Consider the following 23,308-nt stretch of genomic DNA (forward strand, 5'->3'; position numbering starts at 1 on the left):
AAAAACCGTTCGATAGATGATTATCAGGCGGTTTTTTTATCTTTGTGACGAGATAATCATCCGCAATAAACAAACTATGAAACACCGATTTATTTTAATAGTTACCTTTTGTATCTGCTTACTCAAGACTGTTTCAGCCTCGGTAGACATACGTTCCTCCTTTTTTACTATAAATGAAGGTTTAGCCGACAATCTGGTGCGCCATATTTACCAGGATAGTAAAGGCTTTATTTGGATGAGTACCCTTAACGGTTTAAGTCGATATGATGGCTATTCCTTCGTTACATTTCGCCCGGAAAAAGGTCAGCACATATCATTGGCCGATAGACATGTGCTTGAGGTGTCTGAAGATAATAATGGATTCCTTTGGGTTAAAACATCTCCCGAACTCTACAGTTGCTATGACCTACGACGCAATTACTTTGTCGATTTTACTGGATGTGGAGAATACAAAGACAAATATACGGGAATGCTGAACACGACGAATGGCGATACATGGTTATGGCACAATCTGTATGGGTGTAGAAAAATCAGTTACAATAAAGGTGAATTCTCTTCGGTAGTTTTCAGAAAGGAAAATGGAAAACTTCCGGAAAATAATGTTACCCAATTGCTGGAAGATAGCTTGGATAATGTCTGGATATGCACTCAAAGTGGCATAATCAAGGTCTATAATGATCAAACTGAAATATTGGTCAGAGAACTTCATATATTATCTGCTTTCATCCACGAATCACATTTAATCTTTCTTACAGCACAAGGTGATGTCTATCGTCAGAGTATAAATGGAGGAGAAGCCCGGTTTGTTATGAGTTTGGCTAATGCCGGTCAACCTTTTCGGACTATTACAAATTTTCGTTTCCGTGATAAATGGATAATAGTGACCAAGCAAAACACGCAGGTCTTTGATCTTTCTACTTTGGAACCTGTAAATGATCGTTCTTTTGACATGCCTGATGCCCATAGACAATGGGATAATGCCGGAAATCTGTGGCTTTATAATAGTTATGGTCAGCTTCGCTTTTTCAATTCAAAGAACGGAAACGTCAGGAATTTCGATTTTATGCTTTCCAACGAATTGATTCATGTAAAATGGTTTAATGTTATTCAAGACAGTCGCGGACTACTCTGGATTGCTACTTACGACAAAGGCCTGTATATTTATGATCCGGATACAGATGAGATGGCGCGCTACACCTACCAGCAGGCAGGATACAACCAGATAAACTCAAACAATCTGGTTTATATTATGGAGGATCGTACGGGAAGTATCTGGGTAAGTTCAGAGTCGTCGGGTGTTTCGCATCTTTCTATTGTGAATGGTGGAGAGTCGCGTATCTATCCCGATAATAATCAACTCATCAACCAATCCAGTTCCATTCGTATGCTGACGCAGATGAATAATGGCGAAATATGGATGGGAAACCGCAAAGGTTATTTATATAAATATAATGCCGGATTGACGAAAAAAACATATAGCGGTAAATACTGCTCTACCATGGTTGTTCGTGCTCTTCAAGACGCATCAGGCAAATTGTGGGTAGGAACGGGTGGGGACGGACTTTGCATTGATGGTCGTTGGTATGTGAACGAACCTGATAACTCCCATTCGTTAAGCCATAATAAAATCTCTGATATATTTTGTGATCATAAAGACAGAATGTGGGTTGCCACCTTTGGTGGTGGTTTAGAGCTGGCTATTCCTTCGGATAACGGGCGATATGTCTTTAAGCATTTTTTACAGGATAATTTCAGTCAGCGCGAAGTTCGTATAATTACGAGTGATAAAAATAACTGGATGTGGGTGGGTACCGATGATGGGGTCTGCGTGTTTCATCCAGACTCGTTGATACAAAATCCACATCATTTTTACCGCTATTCCTACGACAATGATTTTCTGCCGGGGAATGAAGTTAAGTCTATTTTCTATGATAGCAAGGAACGTATTTGGCTTGGGACAATGGGTGGAGGTGTAAGTTTATGCATACCTAATGGCAATTATGACAACTTGCAATTTGTTCATTATACCACAGCTGACGGTTTAATTAACAATATGCTATTGTCTATAATCGAAGATAAGGAAGGAAAGTTATGGATGACTACCGGTTACGGCATGTCTCGTTTTACGCCCGAAACCGAGCATTTCGAAAATTTCATCTTTGGCACTTCAACTCCCGGCAATGTATATATTGAAAAGAGTTCCTTACTGCTCTCGGATGGACGTCTGCTTTTTGGAACCGATCATGGCTTGTTGGTTATTGATCCGACAAAAATAAAAAAACAACACAATATACCCAATGTAGTATTGACCGATTTGAAAATCAATGGAATATCCACTCATCCTGGCGATACCGACTCTCCTTTGCAGCTTGCCATGAGTTATACCGAAGCGATAAACCTGAAACATTTTCAAAATTCTTTTATAGTAGAATTCTCCACATTGGATTATCAGACTTTAAATGGAACCAAGTTTACTTATATGCTCGAAGGTTTCGATAAAGAGTGGAATAATGTATCACTGTTAAACTTTGCAGCGTACAAAAATCTTTCGCCCGGACACTATGTTCTTCATGTGAAAGCCTGTAATGCTGTGGGCACCTGGAGTGATAAAGAAACAATACTGCAAATTACGATCGCCCCTCCTTCTTGGAAAACCATCTGGGCGTATATTCTTTATTGTATATTGATAATTGCAGCAGCATATGTAGCATATCGCACCATCTATAAGTTTAATACACTACGAAATCGTATACATTTCGAAAAACAGCTAACAGAATATAAACTGATTTTCTTCACAAATATCTCTCATGAATTCCGTACACCGCTAACCCTCATACAAGGAGCACTCGAAAAGATAGAAAACGTAGGTAAGCTCCCCAAGGAACTGACTTACTCTATTCGAATTATGGAAAGGAATACCCAACGTATGTTGCGACTGGTAAATCAGTTACTCGAATTCCGAAAGATGCAGAATAAGAAGCTTTCGCTTTCCATTCAGGAGGTTGATGTAATAGCTTTCTTATACGATATATACGATAGCTTCAGCGAAACGGCCACAAAGAAGAAAATACAATTTAAGTTTGTTTCCTCTGTCGATTCTTGTCGCATGTATATTGATCGAGGCAAGTTGGATAAGATTGTCTATAACTTACTTTCCAATGCATTCAAATATACACCTGACGAAGGAAGAATTACAATGTCTGTAATTGTAGATAAAATTCAGGATAAGCTAGTCATTACCGTTACCGATAATGGTATTGGTATTCCCAAAGAAAAACAATCTCAACTCTTTTCTCGATTTATGCAAAGTAATTTTTCTAATGATAGCATGGGGATTGGTTTGCACCTTACATATGAATTAGTTAATACACATAGAGGTAATATAACTTTCCATGAAAATGAAGGCGGTGGATCAGTATTTACGGTTTATCTGCCGTTATCTTCTTCTGGATATACGGAAAGCGATTTTCTGTCTTCCAATCCTTTGACTAAAGAGACGTTCATGTTGAAACGTTTTGCTACAGATCCTTTACAAGAAGAGGAACCTCATTTTATAACTCCTTTAAATAAAAAGAAAATCCTGATTATTGAGGATAATGTGGATGTACGCGAATTCCTTGAAAGAGAGTTTAGTACTTATTTCGAAATCTATTCAGCGTCGAATGGCGTCTCTGGCCTTGAACAAGCACGAACATGCGATGCCGATCTCATCGTCTGTGATGTTCTGATGCCTGGGCTAAACGGATATGAAGTGACGCGGCGTATAAAGAATGATTTTGAAACCAGTCACATTCCTGTTGTCTTGTTAACTGCCATGGATACAGCCGAAAATCAATTAGAAGGGGTTGAAAGTGGTGCAGATGCTTATATAACCAAACCATTCAGTCCTAAACTCCTATTGGCCAGAATGTTTCAACTTATTAACCAAAGGGAAATATTACGGAAAAAGTTCGTCAGTAATCCAGGTATTGCACAACCTGTAATTTCTTCTGATACAGATAAGAAATTTCTGGAAAAACTGCATACTATAATAGAAATAAACATAGGTAATCCGGAACTTAATGCTGAGGACTTTGCTGCGAAAATGAATTTGGGTCGGACCTCTTTTTTTAGGAAAGTGCGCGGTGTCACTGGGTATTCTCCAAACGAATATATCCGGGTTATTAGAATAAAGAAATCTGCTGAGTTATTGTTAGATGGTCGTTATAATGTAAGTGAAGTCTCTTATCAAGTTGGTTTTAGCCATCCATTTTATTTTAGTCGATGCTTTAAAGAGCAATTTGGAGTTTCACCTTCAATGTATATAAAATCCGCCGGAGTCATAAATCTGGATAAAGATACTGAGGATATGGAATAGAAAATTTTCTACCTAATCAAATTCTGAGTGTTGGTGTTGAACTATTGGAATCTGCCAAAAATAATAATATATTCGTTTGCTTTATCACTTTTTTAGAGATTATAATAAAAATCGTTCATTCCCTTATCTGTAAGTTCACAAGAGGATTTTGTAAGTCCATTTTTATAATTTCACAATAAACATTATACAATGAGAAAGATTATAATTTTACTGGTAGTGTTATTGCCGATGATTGATAATATGTCTACTGTGTGTGGGCAAGTTTTAAACTTTGATTTTGATATGACCAAGTCACAGCCAGTCTATAGCGAAGAGACTGGTTATGGATATGAACGAGGTACATCTTCCATATCAAAAAAACAGATGCAACCAATGTTCTTCTCTGTTAAAGTACCCGAAGGTGACTACAAAGTAACAGTTACAATTGGTAGCAAAGATTATGCTGGAGTTACCACTTTACGGGCTGAGACAAGGCGAATGGTAATTGAAAAAATGACAACTAAGAAAGGAGAACTACGTGATGTTACATTTAATGTGAATGTACGAATGCCATATATTGATGGTGAGAAATATGTCGTCCTACAGGAACGCGAAAGAAAAGACTGGGGATGGGATGATCGACTGACCCTTGAGTTCAATGGCTATGCTCCAGCAGTCAGTAGAATCAGGATTGAACCAAATCATATAAAACATAAAATCTGGCTTTGTGGAAATTCCACTGTGACTGACCAAGATGCTGAACCATATACTAGTTGGGGGCAAATTCTTCCCTACTGGTTCGATGAGCACATCTCCGTTGAAAATATTGCCATGAGTGGATTACGTACAACATCATTTATTGCTCAGAACCGTTTAGCAAAGATTGCAAATGAAGTGAAACAAGGCGATTTTATCTTAATTGAATTTGGTCATAATGACGAAAAAGATCGTGAGCCAGGTAGTGGTGCATGGTATAACTTTGCCTACAATCTTAAGCGATTCATTGATGAATTACGTCCACGAGGTGCTCAAATAATACTGGTTACACCTACTGAGAGACGAAACTTTAAAGATAATAAGATCAATGCCACTCATGGAGACTATCCTGCCGCTATCCGTGCTGTGGCTGAACGTGAAAACATACCACTCATTGACCTTACTATATCTACAACCAAACTATACAATTCGTTGGGTGATTCTCTGAGTAAGCGACTTTTTGTTTATTATCCAGCTAACGCTTATATTGGGCAGACGAAAGAACTTAAAGATGATACTCACTCAAATGCTTTTGGTGCGTTCGAAATATGCAAACTTATAGTGATGGGATTTAAGGCCAACAACATCCCACTCATATACTATCTTCGTTCTGAATGGCAGGATTTCGACCCTTGTCATCCAGATGATTGGCAGCAGTTTTACTGGCCTATTACACCAACTCTCCGTTCGGAGAAACCAATGGGTAACTGATAAATATATTTATCCAGGTATATAAAAGCAAAAGTATATTTGGAAACTAAACAGCCCTAACATCACAAGAAGGAGGCTGTCTCACAATGATGAGATGGCCTTTTTTCGTTTTTCCTTTTTTCTGATTGCTTTTTCTCTTTTGTTTCCGATTCGTTCTTTTTTATTGTCTACATTGCTTCATATAATCCCTTTTTCCAATATTCCGGTTTAATAAAGGTTTCATAGGGGGAGGTATTTTGGCCCTATGATGCTACTTTAGCTATATTATGTGCAATAGCCAGTAACCCAAACTCCACCTCAACTTTGTTTTTGCCTTTGCAAAGGAATTGTTTGAAGTTCTTGTTGTTTTTTAGATTTCCAAAGGTAGCTTCCACATCCTGTGGCCTATTGCTTCGATGTACAAACCCTTGGGGTGAGAGCAGTTTCTCTTTTTCTTCCGCTTTGAGTTTGTTCAATCTGTGATTCACTTCTATCCTACGGTTTGTTTTTGACTTGTGGCAGAGTGATCTTAGTGGACATCCCTGACAACGAACGGCTTGATATACATGTATTTCTTGCTCAAGCCCCGTTTTGGTGTACTATTTACGCTTTCCGATGCATCTCATAGGTTGTCCCATTGGACAGTAAAAGCAATCCTGCGTACCGTTGTAGTAGAAGTTAGAAGAACGAAAGGGATCCGTTCTCCACTTCTTTGTTTGTTCTTTATGGAAGTAGTTATACTTGATAAAAGTATTAATACCCTTGCTTCTGGCATAAAGATAATTTTCCTCACTCCCATATCCGGCATCAGCAATAGATTCCTGAGGGTAAAAGCCATATAATGACTTAAACTCTTCTATATGTTCAGTATATGTTGTGGTATCTGCAGTAGTTTGGTGAAGGGTATAGTTACTGATGAATTGTTCATTGGTAGAGATTTGTACATTGAAAGCCGGTTTGAGTTGACCGTTTAACATGTGATCTTCCTTCATACGCATAAAAGTTGCATCCGGATCAGTCTTAGAGTAGCTACCCCGACCATCAAGAATTTGCTCTTGCTGCTCATAACGCTTCAACTGTTCAGGCCAGGCTTTCTTTACCCGTTTTACTTTCTGCTTTACCTTCTTGTCACAATCCACATCACGCAAAGCTTCATCGATACGATCCACCACCTGAGCCACTTTATCGGCGCTGATATCTTCAGCAAGCAGAGGTGTTTCTTCCATCAGCTCCTGCTTGGTTACAGACTCGGCATACGCCCAAAGCTCATTTAGTTGCTCAGCAATCTTACTGATACGGGTTTACGGCAAAGATCTTCGATACGCCGGGAAGAATATACATTACGCAAATAAGCATAGACAAGCAACTTGAGCATCAAGCGAGGATGATAAGCGTGGCTGCCCAAACGAGAATACTTGCGGTACAAAGAAGTTAAATCAATCTGTTCAATGATACGATCAACAACACGAACGCGATCATTATCAGGGATTAGCTCACCTAAAGAGGGAGGTAATAACAGATTATCGTTGGTAGTGTAGGATTTAAACATTATATTTGTTTTTGAGGAGACACTTAAAGATACAAATCTTTAAGCTCATAAGCAAGTCTTTGTTTTGTGAAATGAAGGCTTGCTGCTTTTGTATAATCCTCCCCAAAAAATATGAGGCCATCTCATCATTGTGAGACAGCCTCTTTTTTTAGCAAACTTATTGGCAATTTTCGCTAATGTTTTAGTCGGTGCTACACCGATACTGACAGGAATACCAATGCCTTGTTTGACTGTTCGAGCCATTTCAAGGCAATGTTTTCTTAAATCTATTTTATCAAAGCCAGTGAAATCCAAAAAGGCTTCATCAATAGAGTAATCTTCTACATCTGGGCAAAACCGAGATAATAATCCTTTCATCCGAATGGACATATCAGCATAAAGAACATAGTTTGTAGAAAAAACTTGTACATTATGCTTTTTAACGAGGTTTTCAATTTCAAAATAATTCGCACCCATCTTAATGCCTAATGTTTTGGCTTCATTGCTTCTTGCTATGGCACACCCGTCGTTGTTCGATAGCACAATGACAGGTTTGCCTTCTAACGAAGAATCAAAGACTCGTTCGCAAGAAACAAAGAAATTATTACCATCACACAAAGCATACATACTCAGAACTCCTTTATTACATATCGGAGAACTCCCCAACGTTTAAGTTCTTCGCCTTCTTTCACTATGATAGGATTATAAGCCGGATTTGACGATATTAATGCTACATGATCTTTTCGATATTCAAGACGCTTCATCGTAAACTCTCCATCTATCGAAAAAATTAAAATGGCATTTTCATAAGGCTCTTCCAGCTTATCTACAACAAGCATATCGCCGGGAAAGATTCCATCTCCACTTAGACTATCTCCTCCCGCAATCAAACAAAACGTCGTTTCCTTACTTTTGATAAGCAACTTATTAAAGTCAATTCCTTTTTCAACATAGTTGTAGGCTTCACTTGGAAAGCCCGCGGGAACGGGACTTGAATACAAGTCAACCTCTGCTGAAATCAGTTCATCAGCAATTGGAATTAGCCTGTTTAAATATTCATTTATTTTTTTCATATATCAATCCCGCAATAAGATTACAAAAATAAGCCTTTCCCTTCGATATGGAAAGCGATTGCATGTTATATGTTGTAAACATGAATTATAGGTCAATCCAATTTCTTTTTACTACACTTCTCTCCGGTATAATTTCTTCCTCATTAGCGAGTATCAAACCGGGTACTTATTGACCCATGTTCAGGATACAAAGGTATTTCGGCTAATCCTGTCGCCAAATTGTTGCCTGAAAAATCTTCCTCTTTCCCTACGGGCGAGCGTATTTATTCCCTCAAAATTTGTCTTCGGCGGATTCAGCCGACCTTTTCACGTATCCGAAACATAAGGTCAGTACACCGGCTCCGATACGGCATAAAAAAAAAGTCAGAAATTATGAGAAGTATAGTAAAAAATAGGAAACAAGGTAGTAACCTTCCAATTAGCATAAAATTGGTTGTAAAAATCGTTCTCGTGGCTTTGGGTTGCTCCGTGTGGGGAACAGGGTTTATTTGGGCTTTAGTGGGCTTGTATCTCTTTCTTCCTGTTATTCGGGGTATCCTCTCCTTCTTCGTGGGTTTAGGTGCTATAATCCTGTTTTTTCTCATTCTTTTCTCCTTTTTATAATCCCTTAAAATTTAGAGTTATGAGCAAAGTATTTTTATTAGGAGCAAATAAGGAAATTGACAGAGCCAAACAAGTCGTAGAGGTTAATCAAATAATCCAAATGGAGGGTTACAGTTACGACAGGTATGTTGTCTATGAAATCCGCAAAAACGATTGGGGCATTGCTTATAAGCTGATTAACCTGCGTACAAAGGAGTATCAAACAGCCGACATTATCAGACCATTGAAAGAAAAATTCGGTATTGGTTATTACTATGACAGCGAAAACCCGCAATTCATGGACAGTTTCGAGGTTACAATGCTTCTTCAGCAAGCCCAACAACAGAAAAAGGCAGAGGAAGCCGAAGCCGAGCAGGAAAAAATCAGAGTAGAGCAGGTTAAGGAAATCGGGCGCAAACGCTTTGCCGAGATATTTCCCGAAGATGCACAGGCGGTTATCGTAGCACGGTTAAGACAAAACGAAAGCGACAGCTATACCGACTACTACTCATACAGCACACAGCGGACGGTTATCATAGGTTTTTCCAAGCACAAAAGGGACTTGTTTTCCGAAATGCGTAAACACGCATCCAATTTTGATGAAACCGCCTATTTAGCCGAGTTTAACGAGGACTACGAACACAGGGAAAAGTACAGCATGGGCGACGGTTATTACTTGGGGAAAAGCAAGTATAGCGGTTGGATAATTGAAAAAGAGCCTGTATATAACCGTGAGCGCACGATAGAGGAATTTGCCTACACCGCAGGGAACGAAGACAACATACATATCAGCAAGTCTGACACAACACCAAAGAATAGTAATCCCACAACAGATACTAATAGCGGTTGCACATTGGTAGAATATTCAGCCAAAGCGGTAGCGGTATTCGGAGAAACGAGAGCCATAAAAGACGAACTCAAAGCAATGGGCGGACGCTTTAACAGCCGATTGACGTTCAACGGTAAGAAGTTGGCAGGTTGGATTTTTCCTAAATCACAAGAGCAACGTTTAGCCTATTATTTCGGATTGGATTAAGTAGTAATACGGGGCAGAGCCTTTCTGCCCCACAACACTCAAAAGTATGAAAGCATCAAATCATTTCAAAAATACAATTAAGGCATACTTAGATAAGAGAGCCGAAACAGATGTATTGTTCTCATTCCAATACAGCAAACCCGAAAAGAATATTGACGATTGTGTTACCTATATTCTCAATACTGTACAGAAAAGCGGTTGCAATGGTTTTGCAGACGATGAAATCTATTCAATGGCGGTACACTATTATGATGAAGATAATATCGAAATCGGTAAGCAAATAAACGCCCATGTAGTAGTAAATCATGTAGTAGAACTGACTGAAGAAGAAAAGGAACAGGCTCGCCGAGATGCTATACAAAAGGCACAGGACGAAGCATACAGGAAGATAACACAGCCTGTCAAAAAAAGCAAGAAAGTAGTATTAAATCCCCAACCATCTTTGTTTGATTTTTAAGCATTATCCTATGAAAGCGAAGAATAAATTCCAAAAACAAGTAGTAGAAGCGAGTAAAACCCTGCCGAAACTCACGAAAGAGCAAATTCAATGGGGTTATGAGAATGGTATCGACCATATCGGGCGCAGAACCGATAAGGGAGTAATAACCTGTACTAAATGCGGTCATTCGTGGCAGGGAGCAGGGTATTTGGTTGCAACATTAACGGACTGTAACTGTCCGAACTGTAATACCAAACTGAAGGTAGAAACCACCAAGAAACGAACATTCAACGCTCGTTACTACATGACGGTAGTAACCACCCATGCAGGTTATCAGGTATTGCGCTCTGTAATGCTATTCTGTTCGGTAAAGGTCGGAGAAACGCCTAAATACGACTATTCAGAAGTTATGCAACGGTGGATTGCTCCCAATGGTAAACATTGCACATTCGCAAAACTCCGTCAGACAATGGGTACTTGTTACTATGATGCGTGGATATTCCATACCGATTTGGAATTGCGTAGCGAGAACAGCAATAACAAATATTACATAAATGTATATGACAAAATATTTACAGGCGTGGTTTACCCCCGAATGAAACTAATCCCCGAACTGAAAAGAACAGGCTACAAAAAGGGATTATACGGACAAAAGCCGTTAGACCTGTTCCGTACCCTACTGACCGACAGCCGAGCCGAAACGCTTATGAAGACAGGATATACCAAGCTATTAAAACGCATCATGGATAGCGGTTGGAAGAATATCGACAGGTATTGGCAATCCGTCCGCATCTGCATCCGAAACGGCTACAAAATCAACGATGCTACGCTTTGGTGCGACTATATAGACAATCTCCGTTTCTTCGGCAAAGACCTGTATAACGCCAAATATGTATGCCCTGCCGACCTTAAAGCCGAGCATGACCGATATATGCTGAAGAAAGCCAAAGCCGATGCACAAGCGGAGTTGGAAAAGCAACTTGAAAAAGAAGCCGAATTTAGGGCGATTAAAGCTAAGTTTTTCGGACTTATATTTTCCGATGGGCGTATCAGTGTCCGTGTACTTGAAAGCGTACAGGAGATAGTAGCAGAGGGACAAGCGATGCACCATTGTGTAGGTAGTTATTCGACCAAAGAAGACTCCCTTATCCTTTCGGCAACCATTGACGGCAAACGCATTGAAACCGTAGAGGTATCTATTTCCAAACTGAAAGTAATCCAATGTAGGGGTTTATGCAACAAGAACAGCGAACACCATAGTCAGATACTTTCACTTGTAAATAGCAATATGCCACTCATAGAACAACGATTGGCAGCATAATTTATAAACCGGGCGGAGTAATCTGCCCACAAAATTCAAATAGACATGAAAACAATAGAAGTAAACGATAGTATTATAGGCAAGCGTTGTAAGAGCATTTTTACAGGCTTAATGGTAACAGGCGTTATCGAAGAAATCAAGATAACTGAGTACACAGCAGAAGTTAAAGTGCGTTTCGATAACCCACATAGATGGGGTAATCACACCTACAAAAGCGATTGGAGTTCGGCTCGCCTACATGATGAGTTCGGCTCATTGCATCACCTTGAAATCATTGACGACAAATATCAAACTATCGTGGTCGAGTTCAATAAAGAGATAGCCGAGATTGACCGAATGTTTGCACAGAATTACAGCACATGGGGAACGGTAAACCTAAAGGAATGGATAGACAACTACGAAAGTAGCCGTTTTACGCAGTTTTCAAGGGATACGGCAATCATAACCTCCGAATACAATATGGAGAACATAATAGAGTGGCTTGAAAAACAGGATTATATTAAAGATTATCAACACATAACTAAGTAGCAATGAAAACAAATTCAATCAACAAAAACGGTTGCTCAGTATGCGAGCAAGGCAAAGAGAATTACACAACATTTATTGCAGGAGCATTCAGAGGTACGGAATATTACCAATACGACTACCGCCACACGGACGGAGAATTGTTCTCTACGGTTGCCAAATCATTGGAACAATGCCGAAAAGAGCGGGACGAATGGTTACTAAAAAAGAAAAAACTATAATTCAAAGAGTATGACAACAATAAAGGACATTGAAGGAAACAGAATTGAAGTTACCAACCTTAGAGCAGCTATTCAGCAATGTATTAATTGCTCCGACAGCCCCTACAAAATGGCTTCGGGGCATACAGTTGGTGAAAATCATCGGTATATGTTGGAGCAACTGAAGGAACTTCAAAAAAAGGAACAAGAGAAATGACAGGCGGGCGATTTTTCGCCCGTTACTTTTTCCATGAGCAAAGAAAATTGGCGGGAGAAAAAGTAACAAAAAGCCAATTAATGAACAATCCGAAACCTTTAATTGGCTTCGGATTGCTTTTTGTAATAGAAATTAGAATTATCAAAAACTATCTAATTTGTATATTTATCGCCCTCTTAAACCGGAACGGATTGGCAACATAATAGTAACAGTTGGTAGCTCCACCCGTAGTAACCACTATAGAGCCATATCCGAAAATACGCCCTGCAATACCTTGTACTACCTGAATACCCTCACATTTAGCAAGTACCAGTTCAACTGTCCTACGACTTATTACTCCCGTTTTAATAATAACTCGTTTGTTGGTTACGGCATAGACTGAACCAACTTTCACTAACACACGTTGTACGAGGGAAACCAATCCTAAGAACAGAAGTGTGATTCCTAAATAATGCGTTATTTTCATTTCATCAAAATAACACATAAACCCGATAGCCAATAGTATGGCAGGTTGCAGGAACAAGAATATATGTATCCGTGCCCTATACATTATTTCCTCTCCGGGCTGTAAATATGTGGTAAGAAATTTCATGCTGTTTTTTCGTTTATAATTTGTTTGCTCCATATTTCAATCAGGCAGTAGCACCACCCGGTCGGATTCAGGAAACGTTTACCTTTTCGGACTTCATAATGCAAATGACTACCAGTTGCTACTCCCGTGTTTCCCACACAAGCAATTTGTGTAGCGACATTTACCGAATCCCCGATATTTACTACTGTCTTGCTCAGGTGTGCGTAAAATGAACGGAAATCTCCTGCGTGTTCAATCTCTATGTAGTTCCCATATCCCGAACAATAACCCTTACGGACTACTATCCCGTTTCCAGTGGCATATACAGGAGTACCTTTTGTTTTGGGTATATCAATCCCTGTATGGAATTTCCGTATCTTATAGATAGGATGATAACGCATTCCGAAGCCTGATGAAATCCGTAACGGCTTCTTAATCGGAAAAATTACAGGATAGTCGGATAGCTCTTCGATAGTCATTTGCATGGAATCGGCTATACGCTGAAACTCTTTTACTGAATAAGCCTGTTCCGTACATTTTGCTATTTCCGATTTTCTGTTTGGCTGTCCCCATGCTGTTAGATGAAGCAACGCAATGAAGAACGTTATTATATATTTCATAATCAATCTGTAAATACAGTAAGTACCCGAAACAATTCGGGTACTTTACTCATTCAACTTTTCTTATTCCTCGTCTTCTGTATCTTCTTCCTCTCCTTTGTCATTCTGCCAACTGAAGTTTTTTTGTGCCACCTGACCGAAGTTATCTTCGATGTACACATCAATCACCTGTTGGTCGGTACAATGAGAAGTATAATAAAGCCTGAACGTTTCCTTTTTCAAAGGATAAAGGTCGTTAGGCGATAATACACGCCCATCATCCAATCGTAGTTCGCCTTTTCCGTCTGTTTGGAAATACCTGATGAAGAATTTTGCTTGGTCATAGTCGCCCTCTTTTACCAGTTGGCAGCGAATTTCCGCACTTTCGCCCTGAACGATTTTTTTCTGGACGGGCATAGTAACAAGATCAAATGAATAAACCTGCTGAACATCCAAATTGTCACTACAGGCACAGACTATTGCCGATAGCAATAGCGTGTATAAGAAGTATGCTAATGTCTTTTTCATTGTAGTCATATATTAATTGATTATAAACTTTAACCCCACTCCGAACTGCGTATGGAAATGCCCCGTCGATGTCCCCCACAATACCCGCTCACGGGCAGTCAAAAGAAATACAACACGGTCGGATAAATACGTTTCCATTTCCAACGTAATCGCACCGCCATAAATAAAGCTGTCTTTATCCCGAAGCGTGGAACCGTCAAAGAGTGTCTTTTCTCCCCAATTGCTTGTTTCATATCCGGCGAGTGCAGATCCGCCCAAAGAGAAAAGGACTATCTTATTATGGTCTGATAAGAATTTCAGGTAATAACCGCCCTCTGCCGTGAACTGGCTGACAGGTATCCTGTCTTCCTTATAGGGGTAGTATTTATTCAAAAACTCTGCACCAAATACCCACTTATTGGCATGTTTGGTATAGGTGGCCATAGATAACCCGAAATAATACCCCAATTCGTTTTTATTATCTGATGAATGAAATCCGTCCACCATCCCACCAGTTACCTGTATGCCTTGCATACCGGGTAAACAACGCTGTGCATGGGCTTGGTCTGCAAAGACCAGGCACAGCACAAACGTTACGATAATAGATAACCGTTTCATCTTACTTTACTTTGAGTTCGTTGATTACTTTGGATCTCACGAGGTCGGCATTTTCCACCACGAACGACTGATGCCGTCCGCCCTCTTTTTCGTTCAGTTCAATAATAAGATGCTTATCATCCGGAATCGTAAATTTCGGCAAGGTAAACACCACCCGTTCCGTTCTCTTACCCCCTATCAATGTCAGATTATTGTGCGCCCTCAATGGCATGATTACCTGTTCCTGAATAGCGGTACGCTTGGCTACTTTCTTATCAACTATTTTGAAAGTAATGTAATCCACATCAAAGGGCACATTGGAAGAATTTTTGAGTTGCATGTGGAAATAAAGCAAGCCGTTGTGCGTGTAAATTCCTTTGAGTGTGTACTGAATACCGAAGCGCTTAGAGCCAATATGCTTTATTTCCCGATTGTCGTTTTTGTAAATAGACTTCATTATCAGCTTAACCAGTAACGGCGATTCGCTTCCCAGCTCCCTCATGTAAATCTCCATTGCGTTATTCGGTCGGTTTACTGCTTCCCCATCGTGGATAAAGTCGGTCATTTCGACACTCAATTTTACAGGCTCATCGGCATATTTTACATTAAAAGTATAATATGCACCGTCTTCAGTAATAACCGCCAGATTGCTTTCACGGGAGAAATCCCGAAGCGCAGCTTTCACACGAAGAACGTTTTCCGCACCGTCTGCTTTGGCTGCCAACAGGTCGGCAGAACCTAAGTCTACATAGCGGATTGCTGACGGGAAAATAATATGTACCGTTTTGCTGAAAGTAACTTCCAGTGCATACGGAGGTATCATCCGGTTAAAGGTCAGCGGTCTGGTCAGACCTTCAAAATAATCGCCCGTAGAGGGGTTAGTTTGTGTTACAGTAGCTTTTTCTTCAACTACTTCCTGTGCGTTGACGGTAAATACACATACAGATACCGCAATCATTAAAAGAAATCGTTTCATACGAAAATTGTTTTAATTGTTAATTACTATTGGTTTTTTTTAGTGGTGGGCTTTCGCCCTGATTATTTTACTTATGCTTTCGGGAGTAACAATACTTTGTAACCTGCTTTCAGGGTAACTTTTACCTCACGCATTTTCTTACTGAAAAATTGCGATGTCCCTTGAATCAGGCTTCGCCCCAAATCGGCTGCAAGTTGTGAACCTGCATCGTCCGTAATGGTAATACTACTACCCATTGATGTACCCATATTGGCGGCAATCTCTTTCATTGCGGTTATTTCATCCGAATTCGGAACAGAAATACCCTGCATACCGTCCATGTCGTACACTTCCATTTCAACGGGTATCACATTGTCTGCATATTGGATTGAAGTAATGGTAATGTGCAGGCGTTCCCCGCCAATCTTTGCACTTCCGGTAAGAATTGTATTAGCAGGAATCAGCATATTTCCGGCTCGCATAGGTTCTAATAAACGTAGTTGCAATTCTTTTCCATTGGAAAGAGTAATAGTCTGATATACCGAAGCCCTGATGCTGTTTTTATCCGTTACCGCTTCGTTTCCGGCAGCCGTGATAAATCCCATGTTTCGGGGTTTACCGTATTGCTCCAAAAACTCATCATTCTCCATCGGAGCAGCCAAAAGCGAAACAACACTTTGATGTACTTGTGAAACGGGCTTCGGAACAACCTTCTCCCGTATATCGGTTACCGGTGCTGTTTGCGCCTGTTCCTGCGTATTGGGCATATACTTGGCTGCAATCGCATAGGATTTTTCGATAAGTTCCAGTTGTTGGTCAGTAGCCGATTTTTCAGCCAGTTGCTTTTCCAACTCCTGAATACGGGATTCCATTTCTATTTGCGCTTGGTCATCTACCTTTGTTACAGGTTGTTCATACCAGTCATTCAACTGTCGGTTTACATCCTGATAGGCGTGAGCCGATGATTGGATTCCCGTTTGTGGAGTGCGATTGTTAGTCGCTACTTCCTGATTGTCGGACGGGATAGAAGTATTTACTTCCTGTGCCTTACGGTTTTCTTCCTCTCCGAGCATAAAAGCGAAGTCCTGTAAATTCCGCATCTTTTCGTTTTGCTTGTTTTGCATGGCTTCTTGCTCATAGGCTGTCCGTTTATCCCCTACGATTGCTTCATCTTTGGGAATAGGCAGTTCGGAGTTGAAACCGTCAGGTTGCTGTTCGTCCTTATCGCCTGAAGGAGCAAAAATGAGCCACATCGACCCGATGAACAGCAAAACGAACAAGGGATAGACAAGCATCTTTTTTCGCTTCTGAATCTCCTGCGGAGTAAGCTCCTTTTTAGGCTTACTCTCTTTCTTTTTTTCTGTAACGTCCGGTTTTAGTTCGTTACCTTCATTTGCATTACTCATAATCAAATCTGTTTATTTGGTTTATACTATCCGCTTTTTGCGTATGCTCCAGTTCCAAGCGTTTGATATGTTCTATCTGCATCTCCTGACCGCTTTTCTTTCCCATATTATATATGGAAGAAACCGTCATGTAAATTGAACCGGCACCAAATACAAAAAGCATTACAAGGATTATAATAATCCGTCCGTCAGGTGTTATCTGTCCCAACAATGACCGCAGACCGTCTTCCATCCAGTCCCTTACGGCTGTAAGTTTCTTCTTTATCATGGCTTATCGGTCTATTGTTCGTAAATCCCTGTTTTCTATTATTTCAAAGCGTTCCATGATAAAGCCGTGTGGATTATTATCGCTCCGGACAGAGTTTCTAAGGTCGCAGCGTGTAACCAAACTACGTTCGGTTACGTTGCTTGCCCTGATTATCATTTGCTTTGCATACACAGTAGTCTTATAAGGATAGGCATCGAGGTTGCAGACTACGGAATCAATCTGAATAATCTGATTGATATTCCCCGATATAATTCGGTTGTAGTAGCCTTTCTCTTGCATGTCCTGATAATATTTGAATGCACTTTTATCGACAAGGAACAATGCCCTGTTGATATTCGATTCAATGGCGCTTTTATCGGGGGATAACGTAAAAAATAGTTCGTGGAACCGTTTCACATGCTCACGGGCTTCCACAGGACGGTTTTGTGATAAGTCCTGCGAAAGAGCCAACATAAGCGATTTTCCTTCGTCCAATACATAGATTTTCTGCCGTTGTGCTTCAGCAAAGCTGAATGAGTTCCAGACTGCATATCCGGTAATCCCGGCACACAATACGACAAACACAATGGCGATAATCCTTATTTGCTTGAAACTTGTTTCAATATTTTTTAAACTTTTGAACTCCATTATTTTTTTGATTAATTGTTAATTGCCTGCGGCGGCTTGCCGCTTACTTACCAAGCAAGCGACCTCCGACATTACCTGCTACCGATCCGGCAACACCTCCGGCAATACCGCCCGCTTTACTTGCTGTTTTATTTACCGCTCCGGTATATCCGCCCATTCCTCCGGCTTGTATTACCCAACCTGCTACTGTCGGAATCGTGAAATATCCGATAATGCCGATTATCAGGAATACGATATACACTCCGTTTGAACCGTCAGGTATATAATTCGGATCTTGCAGCAGTGCGATGTCCTGTTGAAGCATTAATACCTGTATCCGTGCAAGAACAGAGGAAAAAATATCAGAAATAGGCAGCCACAGATAGACACTGATATAGCGTGCAAGCCACTGGGTCAGTGTTGCCTGAAATCCGTCATAAATGGAAAAGGCAAACGCAATAGGCCCCAGTATGGCCAGCACGACTAAAAAGAAGGTTCGGATTGTGTCGATTACCAATGCGGAAGCATTGAACAGCAGCTCAAAGAAATCCCTGATTACTTCCCGGAACCATGCTTTAATATCATACCAAAGCCTTTCGCCCCACATGCAAATAATTTCGGGCGTGTCGGTAATACCGAGGTCTTTCATTTTTTGGTCGTACACTTCGTCATCAACGAGCCATGCTTTGCCTTCACGTACCCGTGCTTCGTATTCCAACTGGTCTTTTTGTTGCTGATAGGCTTTCAAATCAAGTGTCTGGGATTCCAGAATGCCGTTTGTTCCTTTAACAATGGGACTCATAACCGCATTGATAGTTCCTAAAACTATCGTTGGAAAAAACATGATACACAGACCGATTGCAAACGGGCGAAGAAGCGGAAACACGTCGATAGGCTCTGCTCGACTTAATGCCTGCCATACACGGTAAGCCACATAGAACAAAGCTCCCAGCCCCGCCAACCCCTTTGCAACCCCAATCATGTTGCTGCAAAGAGGTATCATATCTTGGTACAGATTCGCAAGAATCTGATGTAGGTTATCAAAATTCATAACTGATTGTTTTAATTTTGATTACCAATACCTTTCGGCAGGACTGCCATAAAGAGATAATACCCTATCCGTATCGTTCTTTTCTTTGGCGCGGATATAAGACACGGAAATGCTTTTCTGAGTGTAGTATTTTGTCAGATTACGATACTCCAACATCTTGTTGTAAATCTGGTCTATCGCATCCATTCTCTCCTTATCGGACAAAGAAAGCCCGTTGCTTCCGGTAACGACGTTTTTCAAATCCGTTACCAGTGCACCCCCTTCTTCCAGCAGTTTGGCGTAACCTGTCGAGATTGCCGCCAGTTCATTCGGTGTAAAATTGGGATCACCCACCATTTTATTAAATCCGGTAACATAGATATTGGTAATCTCGCTGACCATTTCAATAGTCTTTTTTACTTTTCGGGCATCTTTAACCAAATTGTGAACAGACTTCAGGGGTAGGCTAAGCATCCAACGCCCTGCCGTATTACTACGGTGGGTTTTCGGACACTCGCCCCCGAACCGTACGTACACGTCTCCGCGTATACGGCTCTCTACTAATAATATCAATCTATTCATTGTTACTGAGTTTTTTGTTACACTTACTGCAAATGGCAATAGTTTTTCGTTTGCGAGCCATCATCTGTTTCTCACAGGAAGTTTTTCCCTGTAGATTCTTTAATTTTCTGACATGATGCATCACTAACTTATCTACTGCTCCGCATAACTCACATTTTTCTGCTTTCAACCTGTCTATAAGGTTTGTATTTGTAGCATAGTATGTAAATTTTGGTAAGCTGTCTAAATCCATAATTTTCATTGGATTTTTCTTTTTGAACCCACCATGGTAAAAGGTTAAGTCTTTGGCTGTACCATTTTTTAAATAGTATCTAACCGAAAAATGCCCGTTCTTGGTGTACTTCTTTCGGATTTGCGACATCGTTGTCCGATATTTCTGCGCAAAGGTTTTGTACATACTATATTTCATGATATAACCAAATTTTGACAGGCTGCTACAATTGTTAGCCAGACAGTAGTAATTATACATGCCCTTTATTTCCTTGTTATACCTGTCAAGAATCTCAAAGTCATTGTTGTTTGAAAGTTTGGGGCGGGATTTTGCTTTCCAGTACTCTTTTCCGTTATGGAGTTTTATTTCTAAAACACGGTATTCGAGTAGCTTTCTCTTGTATAAATCCTTTCCAAGAGTTAATTGCACCCTCTTATTGTGGACACGTCTTAATACTCCATATTTGTTCCTTTTGGTGTCATTGGACTTTTGTACACTGATTTCATATCCGAGGAATTTTGCAGCATTTTCCGCATGGGTAATGAGAGTTTTCTCATTAGACAGTTCGAGCGTCAGTTTCTCATGGAGGAAGTTCTTGATATCCTCTTTGATAATGATAGCTTCTTGTTTACTGCCAATAATTCCAATTAGAAAATCATCTGCATATCTCACGTATTTGAATCTTCTGTAGTTTATATCCATTTCATCACCATCAGAATACAGCAAACCTTCCTGTTGATAAGTCTTGTATTGCTTTATCAATTCTGACCTTTCGTTTTCATCTTCTACCAATTTCAATTGTTTCAGAATACGGTGTCGTTTACCTTCAAGTGATACTGCCTGTTTTGTTCTCTTCCGTTCTTTCCCCTTATCAAATTTCTCGGTGTATTCTTTCATGAATTTATCTAACTTATCAAGGTATATGTTTGCCAGGATAGGGCTGATAATTCCCCCTTGCGGTGTCCCGCTATAGGAGTTATGAAAGTTCCAGTCTTCGATATAACCTGCATTCAGAAATTTTCTAATCAGGCGAATAAATCTTTCGTCAGCGATACGTTTTTTCAAAATGCCAATCAATATCTCATGACTGATATTGTCGAAAAAACCTTTAATATCGCCTTCTACGAACCATTTAACACCTGAAAATGTCTTCTGGACATCGGATAATGCAGTGTGGCAACTTCGTTGAGGTCGAAAACCGTGGGACGTTTTTTCAAACTGTCTTTCATAAATGGCTTCCAATATCATTCTGACCACTTCCTGCAAAAGTTTATCATTAAAAGCTGGTACACCTAATGGACGTATTTTCCCATTCTTCTTTGGGATATACACCCTTTTTGAGGGTTGTGGTTGATAGCTCTCATCTTTCAATGAGTTTATCAACTTTTCAATTCGGCTCAGGCTCATTTGGTCAATGGTTTGTCCATCTGCACCTGCTGTCATATTACCCGGTTTTGCATAAATACGTTGATAGGCAACATAATACATTTCCTCATTGAATAAGATACGGTACAGGCGTTCAAACTTGTAATTAAAATTTTCACTGTGTTCCGTTAGACTGTTTAATACATTCGCTGGATTTCTCATAATGTCTCTCACATTTTCCTTTATTTGTATTAAAATTATTAGCTGCTTCCCTTCGCCATGTACAAGGCTTTCCCTTGCTCGGACTACTACGGAAGCTCCGTTGCCTTGCCAGATATTCAGAGGTCGGTACCTCATAGCCTTACAACTGGCTTTCTGGTTTAGGCAATCCCCGTTTATGATACAATAACATGGCTGTGATAGATTGTCGGATATGACTTCCGTCCGTTCCTGCTTATTGCAGTTGTGTCGTAACAAGTTCCTGCCTCTGCTACACGACGCTCGCATCAGAGGTGTTACGATATAGCGAGTTAAGCTATCTTTCACTATAGACCGTACTATGACCACTTGGACTATCATTTAATCAGTTTGGATTTTATCCTCATATCTATCTGTTTCATCTCCCCATTCAGTTGCAATTTGATAACTAATTGACTTATGGCTTTCCAGCGTGCTATACTCCCTGCCGTCCTTTCGTGGGCAGATAAGCTGGTGATGATAGGTAATTTATTGGAACACATACCTAATAGCTTGCCAATGCTATATTTATTATATCACCTATACGGGCGCACCATCGTAGTATTCCTTACCTTGTTTGTAGATTTTGATACTCTCATTCAGGTTGTTTATCATATTGGATGCCGTCGAAGTACCCTGTATTGCACTGATGATATTCTGCACCAGATTGGTTGGATCAGAAACGACCCATTGTGCTTTCGCCTGAAAAGAAAACATTGAAAGTGCCACTACAAGGCACATAAATATTCGTTTCATACTTTTTACTTTTTAATGATTATTGATTTTGTGTACCTTAATCGTACACTCTTTTGTATTCGCCTTCGGTAGTGAGCAGAAGTATATCCCGCTCACTATCGTAGGCAATGCGTATCATACCGTAGAAATTGAAAAAGGTATATCCCCAACATTGGATGAGTGGGACGGTAAACGCCGTATCGTGTTTGTAAATAAACTGCAACCGGAATCGACTACCGTCATGGTATATCCTAATAGTTGGAGAACCGCAAAGGCTTTCCCATGTCCCACATATATCACGAAGTGGAAAAGAGGTTTGTATTTGCAGTGCCGTAGCCGGCTTATCACTTTTTCTTTTCATGGTGTTACTCCTGTCGTTTGCTCTCGGCAATTTGCTTAATCGCCAGTTCCATATTCCCGTCCAGTTTTTCGGCAAGCTGCATCACTTCCAGTTTTTCGGATTCTTCTGTTGTGTATGTGTAATACTCTTCCAAACTAACTTCTGTGGCATAGACAGCCGATTGAACACCACCCAAACCGAACCACACTTCCTTGTATTTACGACTGGGAACATTAGACATATTGATAGAGAGTACCTGCGATTTTTCTTTTTCGGTCAGTCCGAGCAACGCCTGAATACTGTCGAACTTATTCATGTATTTGCGTTGGTCTAACAGGATTTTACAGTCGGAGTTGTTGATAATACTCTCTTTTACGATGGGAGAAGCGATAATATCGTCCACTTCCTGCGTAACAACAATAGCTTCGCCGAAGAACTTACGAACAGTCTTAAAGAGATATTTAATGTACTCTGCCATACCTTCTTTCGCAATCGCTTTGCCGGGTAGGTCAGGGGCATTACTGCCCCCTCCCCCCCTAAGAACCGTACGTGAAAGTTTCCCTTCATACGGCTCAAGCAACTTTAAATTTCTATCT

At 40.3% G+C, this 23,308-nt stretch carries 23 protein-coding genes and 2 pseudogenes; 8 read left to right on the forward strand and 17 right to left on the reverse strand.

What is annotated here, in order from left to right; all coding sequences use genetic code 11:
- Positions 1–76: 76 nt before the first annotated feature.
- Positions 77–4,357, forward strand: coding sequence for a two-component regulator propeller domain-containing protein (locus D0T87_RS20415; protein ID WP_163177558.1), 4,281 nt, complete (start codon positions 77–79; stop codon positions 4,355–4,357).
- A gap of 189 nt (positions 4,358–4,546) precedes the next feature.
- On the forward strand, positions 4,547–5,803 hold the full coding sequence (locus tag D0T87_RS20420) for a rhamnogalacturonan acetylesterase (RefSeq protein ID WP_239063799.1): 1,257 nt from the start codon (positions 4,547–4,549) through the stop codon (positions 5,801–5,803).
- Positions 5,804–6,045: 242 nt separating this feature from the next.
- Here the strand turns inward: D0T87_RS20420 and D0T87_RS20425 are convergent.
- From D0T87_RS20425 to D0T87_RS20435, 3 genes and pseudogenes are all read right to left on the reverse strand, one after another.
- Positions 6,046–7,331 (reverse strand): annotated as a pseudogene (locus D0T87_RS20425) (transposase).
- A gap of 45 nt (positions 7,332–7,376) precedes the next feature.
- A complete protein-coding gene (locus tag D0T87_RS20430; protein ID WP_163177560.1) occupies positions 7,377–7,937 on the reverse strand; it encodes a hypothetical protein in 561 nt (186 codons plus the stop codon).
- Between the two features lie 2 nt (positions 7,938–7,939).
- Entirely contained in the window at positions 7,940–8,383 is a 444-nt protein-coding gene (locus D0T87_RS20435) for a LexA family transcriptional regulator (protein WP_163177562.1), read from the reverse strand.
- Positions 8,384–9,005: 622 nt separating this feature from the next.
- Here D0T87_RS20435 and D0T87_RS20440 point away from each other — a divergent pair.
- The 6 genes from D0T87_RS20440 to D0T87_RS20465 are packed head-to-tail and all read left to right on the forward strand — an operon-like array spanning position 9,006 to position 12,703.
- The gene (locus D0T87_RS20440) at positions 9,006–10,001 is read left to right on the forward strand and encodes a fusion protein (RefSeq protein ID WP_163177564.1); all 996 of its coding nucleotides are present in this window, start codon (positions 9,006–9,008) and stop codon (positions 9,999–10,001) included.
- A gap of 46 nt (positions 10,002–10,047) precedes the next feature.
- Positions 10,048–10,458 (forward strand): PcfK-like family protein, encoded by a 411-nt coding sequence (locus D0T87_RS20445; RefSeq protein ID WP_163177566.1) that lies wholly within the window; start codon positions 10,048–10,050, stop codon positions 10,456–10,458.
- Positions 10,459–10,468: 10 nt separating this feature from the next.
- On the forward strand, positions 10,469–11,761 hold the full coding sequence (locus D0T87_RS20450; protein WP_163177568.1) for a PcfJ domain-containing protein: 1,293 nt from the start codon (positions 10,469–10,471) through the stop codon (positions 11,759–11,761).
- Positions 11,762–11,806: 45 nt separating this feature from the next.
- Entirely contained in the window at positions 11,807–12,289 is a 483-nt protein-coding gene (locus D0T87_RS20455; RefSeq protein ID WP_163177570.1) for a hypothetical protein, read from the forward strand.
- 2 nt (positions 12,290–12,291) lie between these two features.
- A complete protein-coding gene (locus tag D0T87_RS20460; protein WP_163177572.1) occupies positions 12,292–12,507 on the forward strand; it encodes a DUF3873 family protein in 216 nt (71 codons plus the stop codon).
- Between the two features lie 10 nt (positions 12,508–12,517).
- Positions 12,518–12,703 carry an NADH-quinone oxidoreductase subunit F gene (locus tag D0T87_RS20465; RefSeq protein ID WP_163177574.1) on the forward strand — a complete coding sequence of 62 codons (186 nt, stop codon included), beginning with the start codon at positions 12,518–12,520 and terminating at the stop codon, positions 12,701–12,703.
- 148 nt (positions 12,704–12,851) lie between these two features.
- On the opposite strand, the gene D0T87_RS20470 is transcribed toward D0T87_RS20465, so the two are convergent.
- The 14 genes and pseudogenes from D0T87_RS20470 to D0T87_RS20535 all read right to left on the reverse strand — a co-directional run.
- The gene (locus D0T87_RS20470) at positions 12,852–13,295 is read right to left on the reverse strand and encodes a PH domain-containing protein (protein ID WP_163177576.1); all 444 of its coding nucleotides are present in this window, start codon (positions 13,293–13,295) and stop codon (positions 12,852–12,854) included.
- Complete coding sequence (locus D0T87_RS20475) at positions 13,292–13,894, reverse strand: M23 family metallopeptidase (RefSeq protein WP_163177578.1); 603 nt, start codon at positions 13,892–13,894, stop codon at positions 13,292–13,294. Before D0T87_RS20475 ends, D0T87_RS20470 begins: the two co-directional genes overlap by 4 nt.
- 63 nt (positions 13,895–13,957) lie before the next feature.
- Positions 13,958–14,401 carry a DUF3872 domain-containing protein gene (locus D0T87_RS20480; protein ID WP_163177580.1) on the reverse strand — a complete coding sequence of 148 codons (444 nt, stop codon included), beginning with the start codon at positions 14,399–14,401 and terminating at the stop codon, positions 13,958–13,960.
- A 12-nt stretch (positions 14,402–14,413) separates the two neighbouring features.
- A complete protein-coding gene (locus D0T87_RS20485) occupies positions 14,414–14,998 on the reverse strand; it encodes a conjugal transfer protein TraO (RefSeq protein WP_163177582.1) in 585 nt (194 codons plus the stop codon).
- A 1-nt stretch (position 14,999) separates the two neighbouring features.
- Positions 15,000–15,953: a conjugative transposon protein TraN gene (gene traN, locus D0T87_RS20490; RefSeq protein WP_163177584.1), complete on the reverse strand. Its 954-nt coding sequence runs from the start codon at positions 15,951–15,953 to the stop codon at positions 15,000–15,002.
- Positions 15,954–16,024: 71 nt separating this feature from the next.
- Entirely contained in the window at positions 16,025–17,338 is a 1,314-nt protein-coding gene (gene traM / locus D0T87_RS20495) for a conjugative transposon protein TraM (protein ID WP_163177586.1), read from the reverse strand.
- Positions 17,331–17,606, reverse strand: a complete 276-nt coding sequence (locus D0T87_RS20500; protein WP_163177588.1) for a TraL conjugative transposon family protein — start codon at positions 17,604–17,606, stop codon at positions 17,331–17,333. The genes traM and D0T87_RS20500 overlap by 8 nt, the downstream gene beginning before the upstream one ends.
- 3 nt (positions 17,607–17,609) lie before the next feature.
- Positions 17,610–18,233, reverse strand: coding sequence for a conjugative transposon protein TraK (gene traK, locus D0T87_RS20505; protein ID WP_163177590.1), 624 nt, complete (start codon positions 18,231–18,233; stop codon positions 17,610–17,612).
- A gap of 43 nt (positions 18,234–18,276) precedes the next feature.
- A complete protein-coding gene (gene traJ, locus D0T87_RS20510) occupies positions 18,277–19,263 on the reverse strand; it encodes a conjugative transposon protein TraJ (protein ID WP_163177592.1) in 987 nt (328 codons plus the stop codon).
- A 21-nt stretch (positions 19,264–19,284) separates the two neighbouring features.
- The gene (locus tag D0T87_RS20515) at positions 19,285–19,824 is read right to left on the reverse strand and encodes a conjugal transfer protein TraI (RefSeq protein ID WP_163177594.1); all 540 of its coding nucleotides are present in this window, start codon (positions 19,822–19,824) and stop codon (positions 19,285–19,287) included.
- Positions 19,817–21,622 (reverse strand): reverse transcriptase/maturase family protein, encoded by a 1,806-nt coding sequence (locus D0T87_RS20520; protein WP_163177608.1) that lies wholly within the window; start codon positions 21,620–21,622, stop codon positions 19,817–19,819. The genes D0T87_RS20515 and D0T87_RS20520 overlap by 8 nt, the downstream gene beginning before the upstream one ends.
- A 570-nt stretch (positions 21,623–22,192) precedes the next feature.
- A pseudogene (locus tag D0T87_RS20525) lies at positions 22,193–22,393 on the reverse strand (DUF4141 domain-containing protein); the annotation flags it as partial.
- A gap of 37 nt (positions 22,394–22,430) precedes the next feature.
- The gene (locus tag D0T87_RS20530) at positions 22,431–22,733 is read right to left on the reverse strand and encodes a DUF3876 domain-containing protein (RefSeq protein ID WP_163177598.1); all 303 of its coding nucleotides are present in this window, start codon (positions 22,731–22,733) and stop codon (positions 22,431–22,433) included.
- A gap of 4 nt (positions 22,734–22,737) precedes the next feature.
- Positions 22,738–23,308: TraG family conjugative transposon ATPase (locus tag D0T87_RS20535; protein WP_239063801.1), on the reverse strand; the 571-nt coding region annotated here is incomplete at its 5' end.

This window comes from Bacteroides sp. 51 (assembly GCF_010500965.1).
Taxonomy (GTDB): domain Bacteria; phylum Bacteroidota; class Bacteroidia; order Bacteroidales; family Bacteroidaceae; genus Bacteroides.

What these genes read in the sequence shown, in the direction of transcription:
- D0T87_RS20415 (WP_163177558.1), top strand. Translation starts at nt 77, where the DNA reads ATGAAACACCGATTTATTTTAATAGTTACCTTTTGTATCTGCTTACTC.
- D0T87_RS20420 (WP_239063799.1), top strand. Translation starts at nt 4,547, where the DNA reads ATGAGAAAGATTATAATTTTACTGGTAGTGTTATTGCCGATGATTGAT.
- D0T87_RS20430 (WP_163177560.1), bottom strand. Translation starts at nt 7,937, where the DNA reads ATGTATGCTTTGTGTGATGGTAATAATTTCTTTGTTTCTTGCGAACGA.
- D0T87_RS20435 (WP_163177562.1), bottom strand. Translation starts at nt 8,383, where the DNA reads ATGAAAAAAATAAATGAATATTTAAACAGGCTAATTCCAATTGCTGAT.
- D0T87_RS20440 (WP_163177564.1), top strand. Translation starts at nt 9,006, where the DNA reads ATGAGCAAAGTATTTTTATTAGGAGCAAATAAGGAAATTGACAGAGCC.
- D0T87_RS20445 (WP_163177566.1), top strand. Translation starts at nt 10,048, where the DNA reads ATGAAAGCATCAAATCATTTCAAAAATACAATTAAGGCATACTTAGAT.
- D0T87_RS20450 (WP_163177568.1), top strand. Translation starts at nt 10,469, where the DNA reads ATGAAAGCGAAGAATAAATTCCAAAAACAAGTAGTAGAAGCGAGTAAA.
- D0T87_RS20455 (WP_163177570.1), top strand. Translation starts at nt 11,807, where the DNA reads ATGAAAACAATAGAAGTAAACGATAGTATTATAGGCAAGCGTTGTAAG.
- D0T87_RS20460 (WP_163177572.1), top strand. Translation starts at nt 12,292, where the DNA reads ATGAAAACAAATTCAATCAACAAAAACGGTTGCTCAGTATGCGAGCAA.
- D0T87_RS20465 (WP_163177574.1), top strand. Translation starts at nt 12,518, where the DNA reads ATGACAACAATAAAGGACATTGAAGGAAACAGAATTGAAGTTACCAAC.
- D0T87_RS20470 (WP_163177576.1), bottom strand. Translation starts at nt 13,295, where the DNA reads ATGAAATTTCTTACCACATATTTACAGCCCGGAGAGGAAATAATGTAT.
- D0T87_RS20475 (WP_163177578.1), bottom strand. Translation starts at nt 13,894, where the DNA reads ATGAAATATATAATAACGTTCTTCATTGCGTTGCTTCATCTAACAGCA.
- D0T87_RS20480 (WP_163177580.1), bottom strand. Translation starts at nt 14,401, where the DNA reads ATGAAAAAGACATTAGCATACTTCTTATACACGCTATTGCTATCGGCA.
- D0T87_RS20485 (WP_163177582.1), bottom strand. Translation starts at nt 14,998, where the DNA reads ATGAAACGGTTATCTATTATCGTAACGTTTGTGCTGTGCCTGGTCTTT.
- traN (WP_163177584.1), bottom strand. Translation starts at nt 15,953, where the DNA reads ATGAAACGATTTCTTTTAATGATTGCGGTATCTGTATGTGTATTTACC.
- traM (WP_163177586.1), bottom strand. Translation starts at nt 17,338, where the DNA reads ATGAGTAATGCAAATGAAGGTAACGAACTAAAACCGGACGTTACAGAA.
- D0T87_RS20500 (WP_163177588.1), bottom strand. Translation starts at nt 17,606, where the DNA reads ATGATAAAGAAGAAACTTACAGCCGTAAGGGACTGGATGGAAGACGGT.
- traK (WP_163177590.1), bottom strand. Translation starts at nt 18,233, where the DNA reads ATGGAGTTCAAAAGTTTAAAAAATATTGAAACAAGTTTCAAGCAAATA.
- traJ (WP_163177592.1), bottom strand. Translation starts at nt 19,263, where the DNA reads ATGAATTTTGATAACCTACATCAGATTCTTGCGAATCTGTACCAAGAT.
- D0T87_RS20515 (WP_163177594.1), bottom strand. Translation starts at nt 19,824, where the DNA reads ATGAATAGATTGATATTATTAGTAGAGAGCCGTATACGCGGAGACGTG.
- D0T87_RS20520 (WP_163177608.1), bottom strand. Translation starts at nt 21,622, where the DNA reads ATGAGAAATCCAGCGAATGTATTAAACAGTCTAACGGAACACAGTGAA.
- D0T87_RS20530 (WP_163177598.1), bottom strand. Translation starts at nt 22,733, where the DNA reads ATGAAAAGAAAAAGTGATAAGCCGGCTACGGCACTGCAAATACAAACC.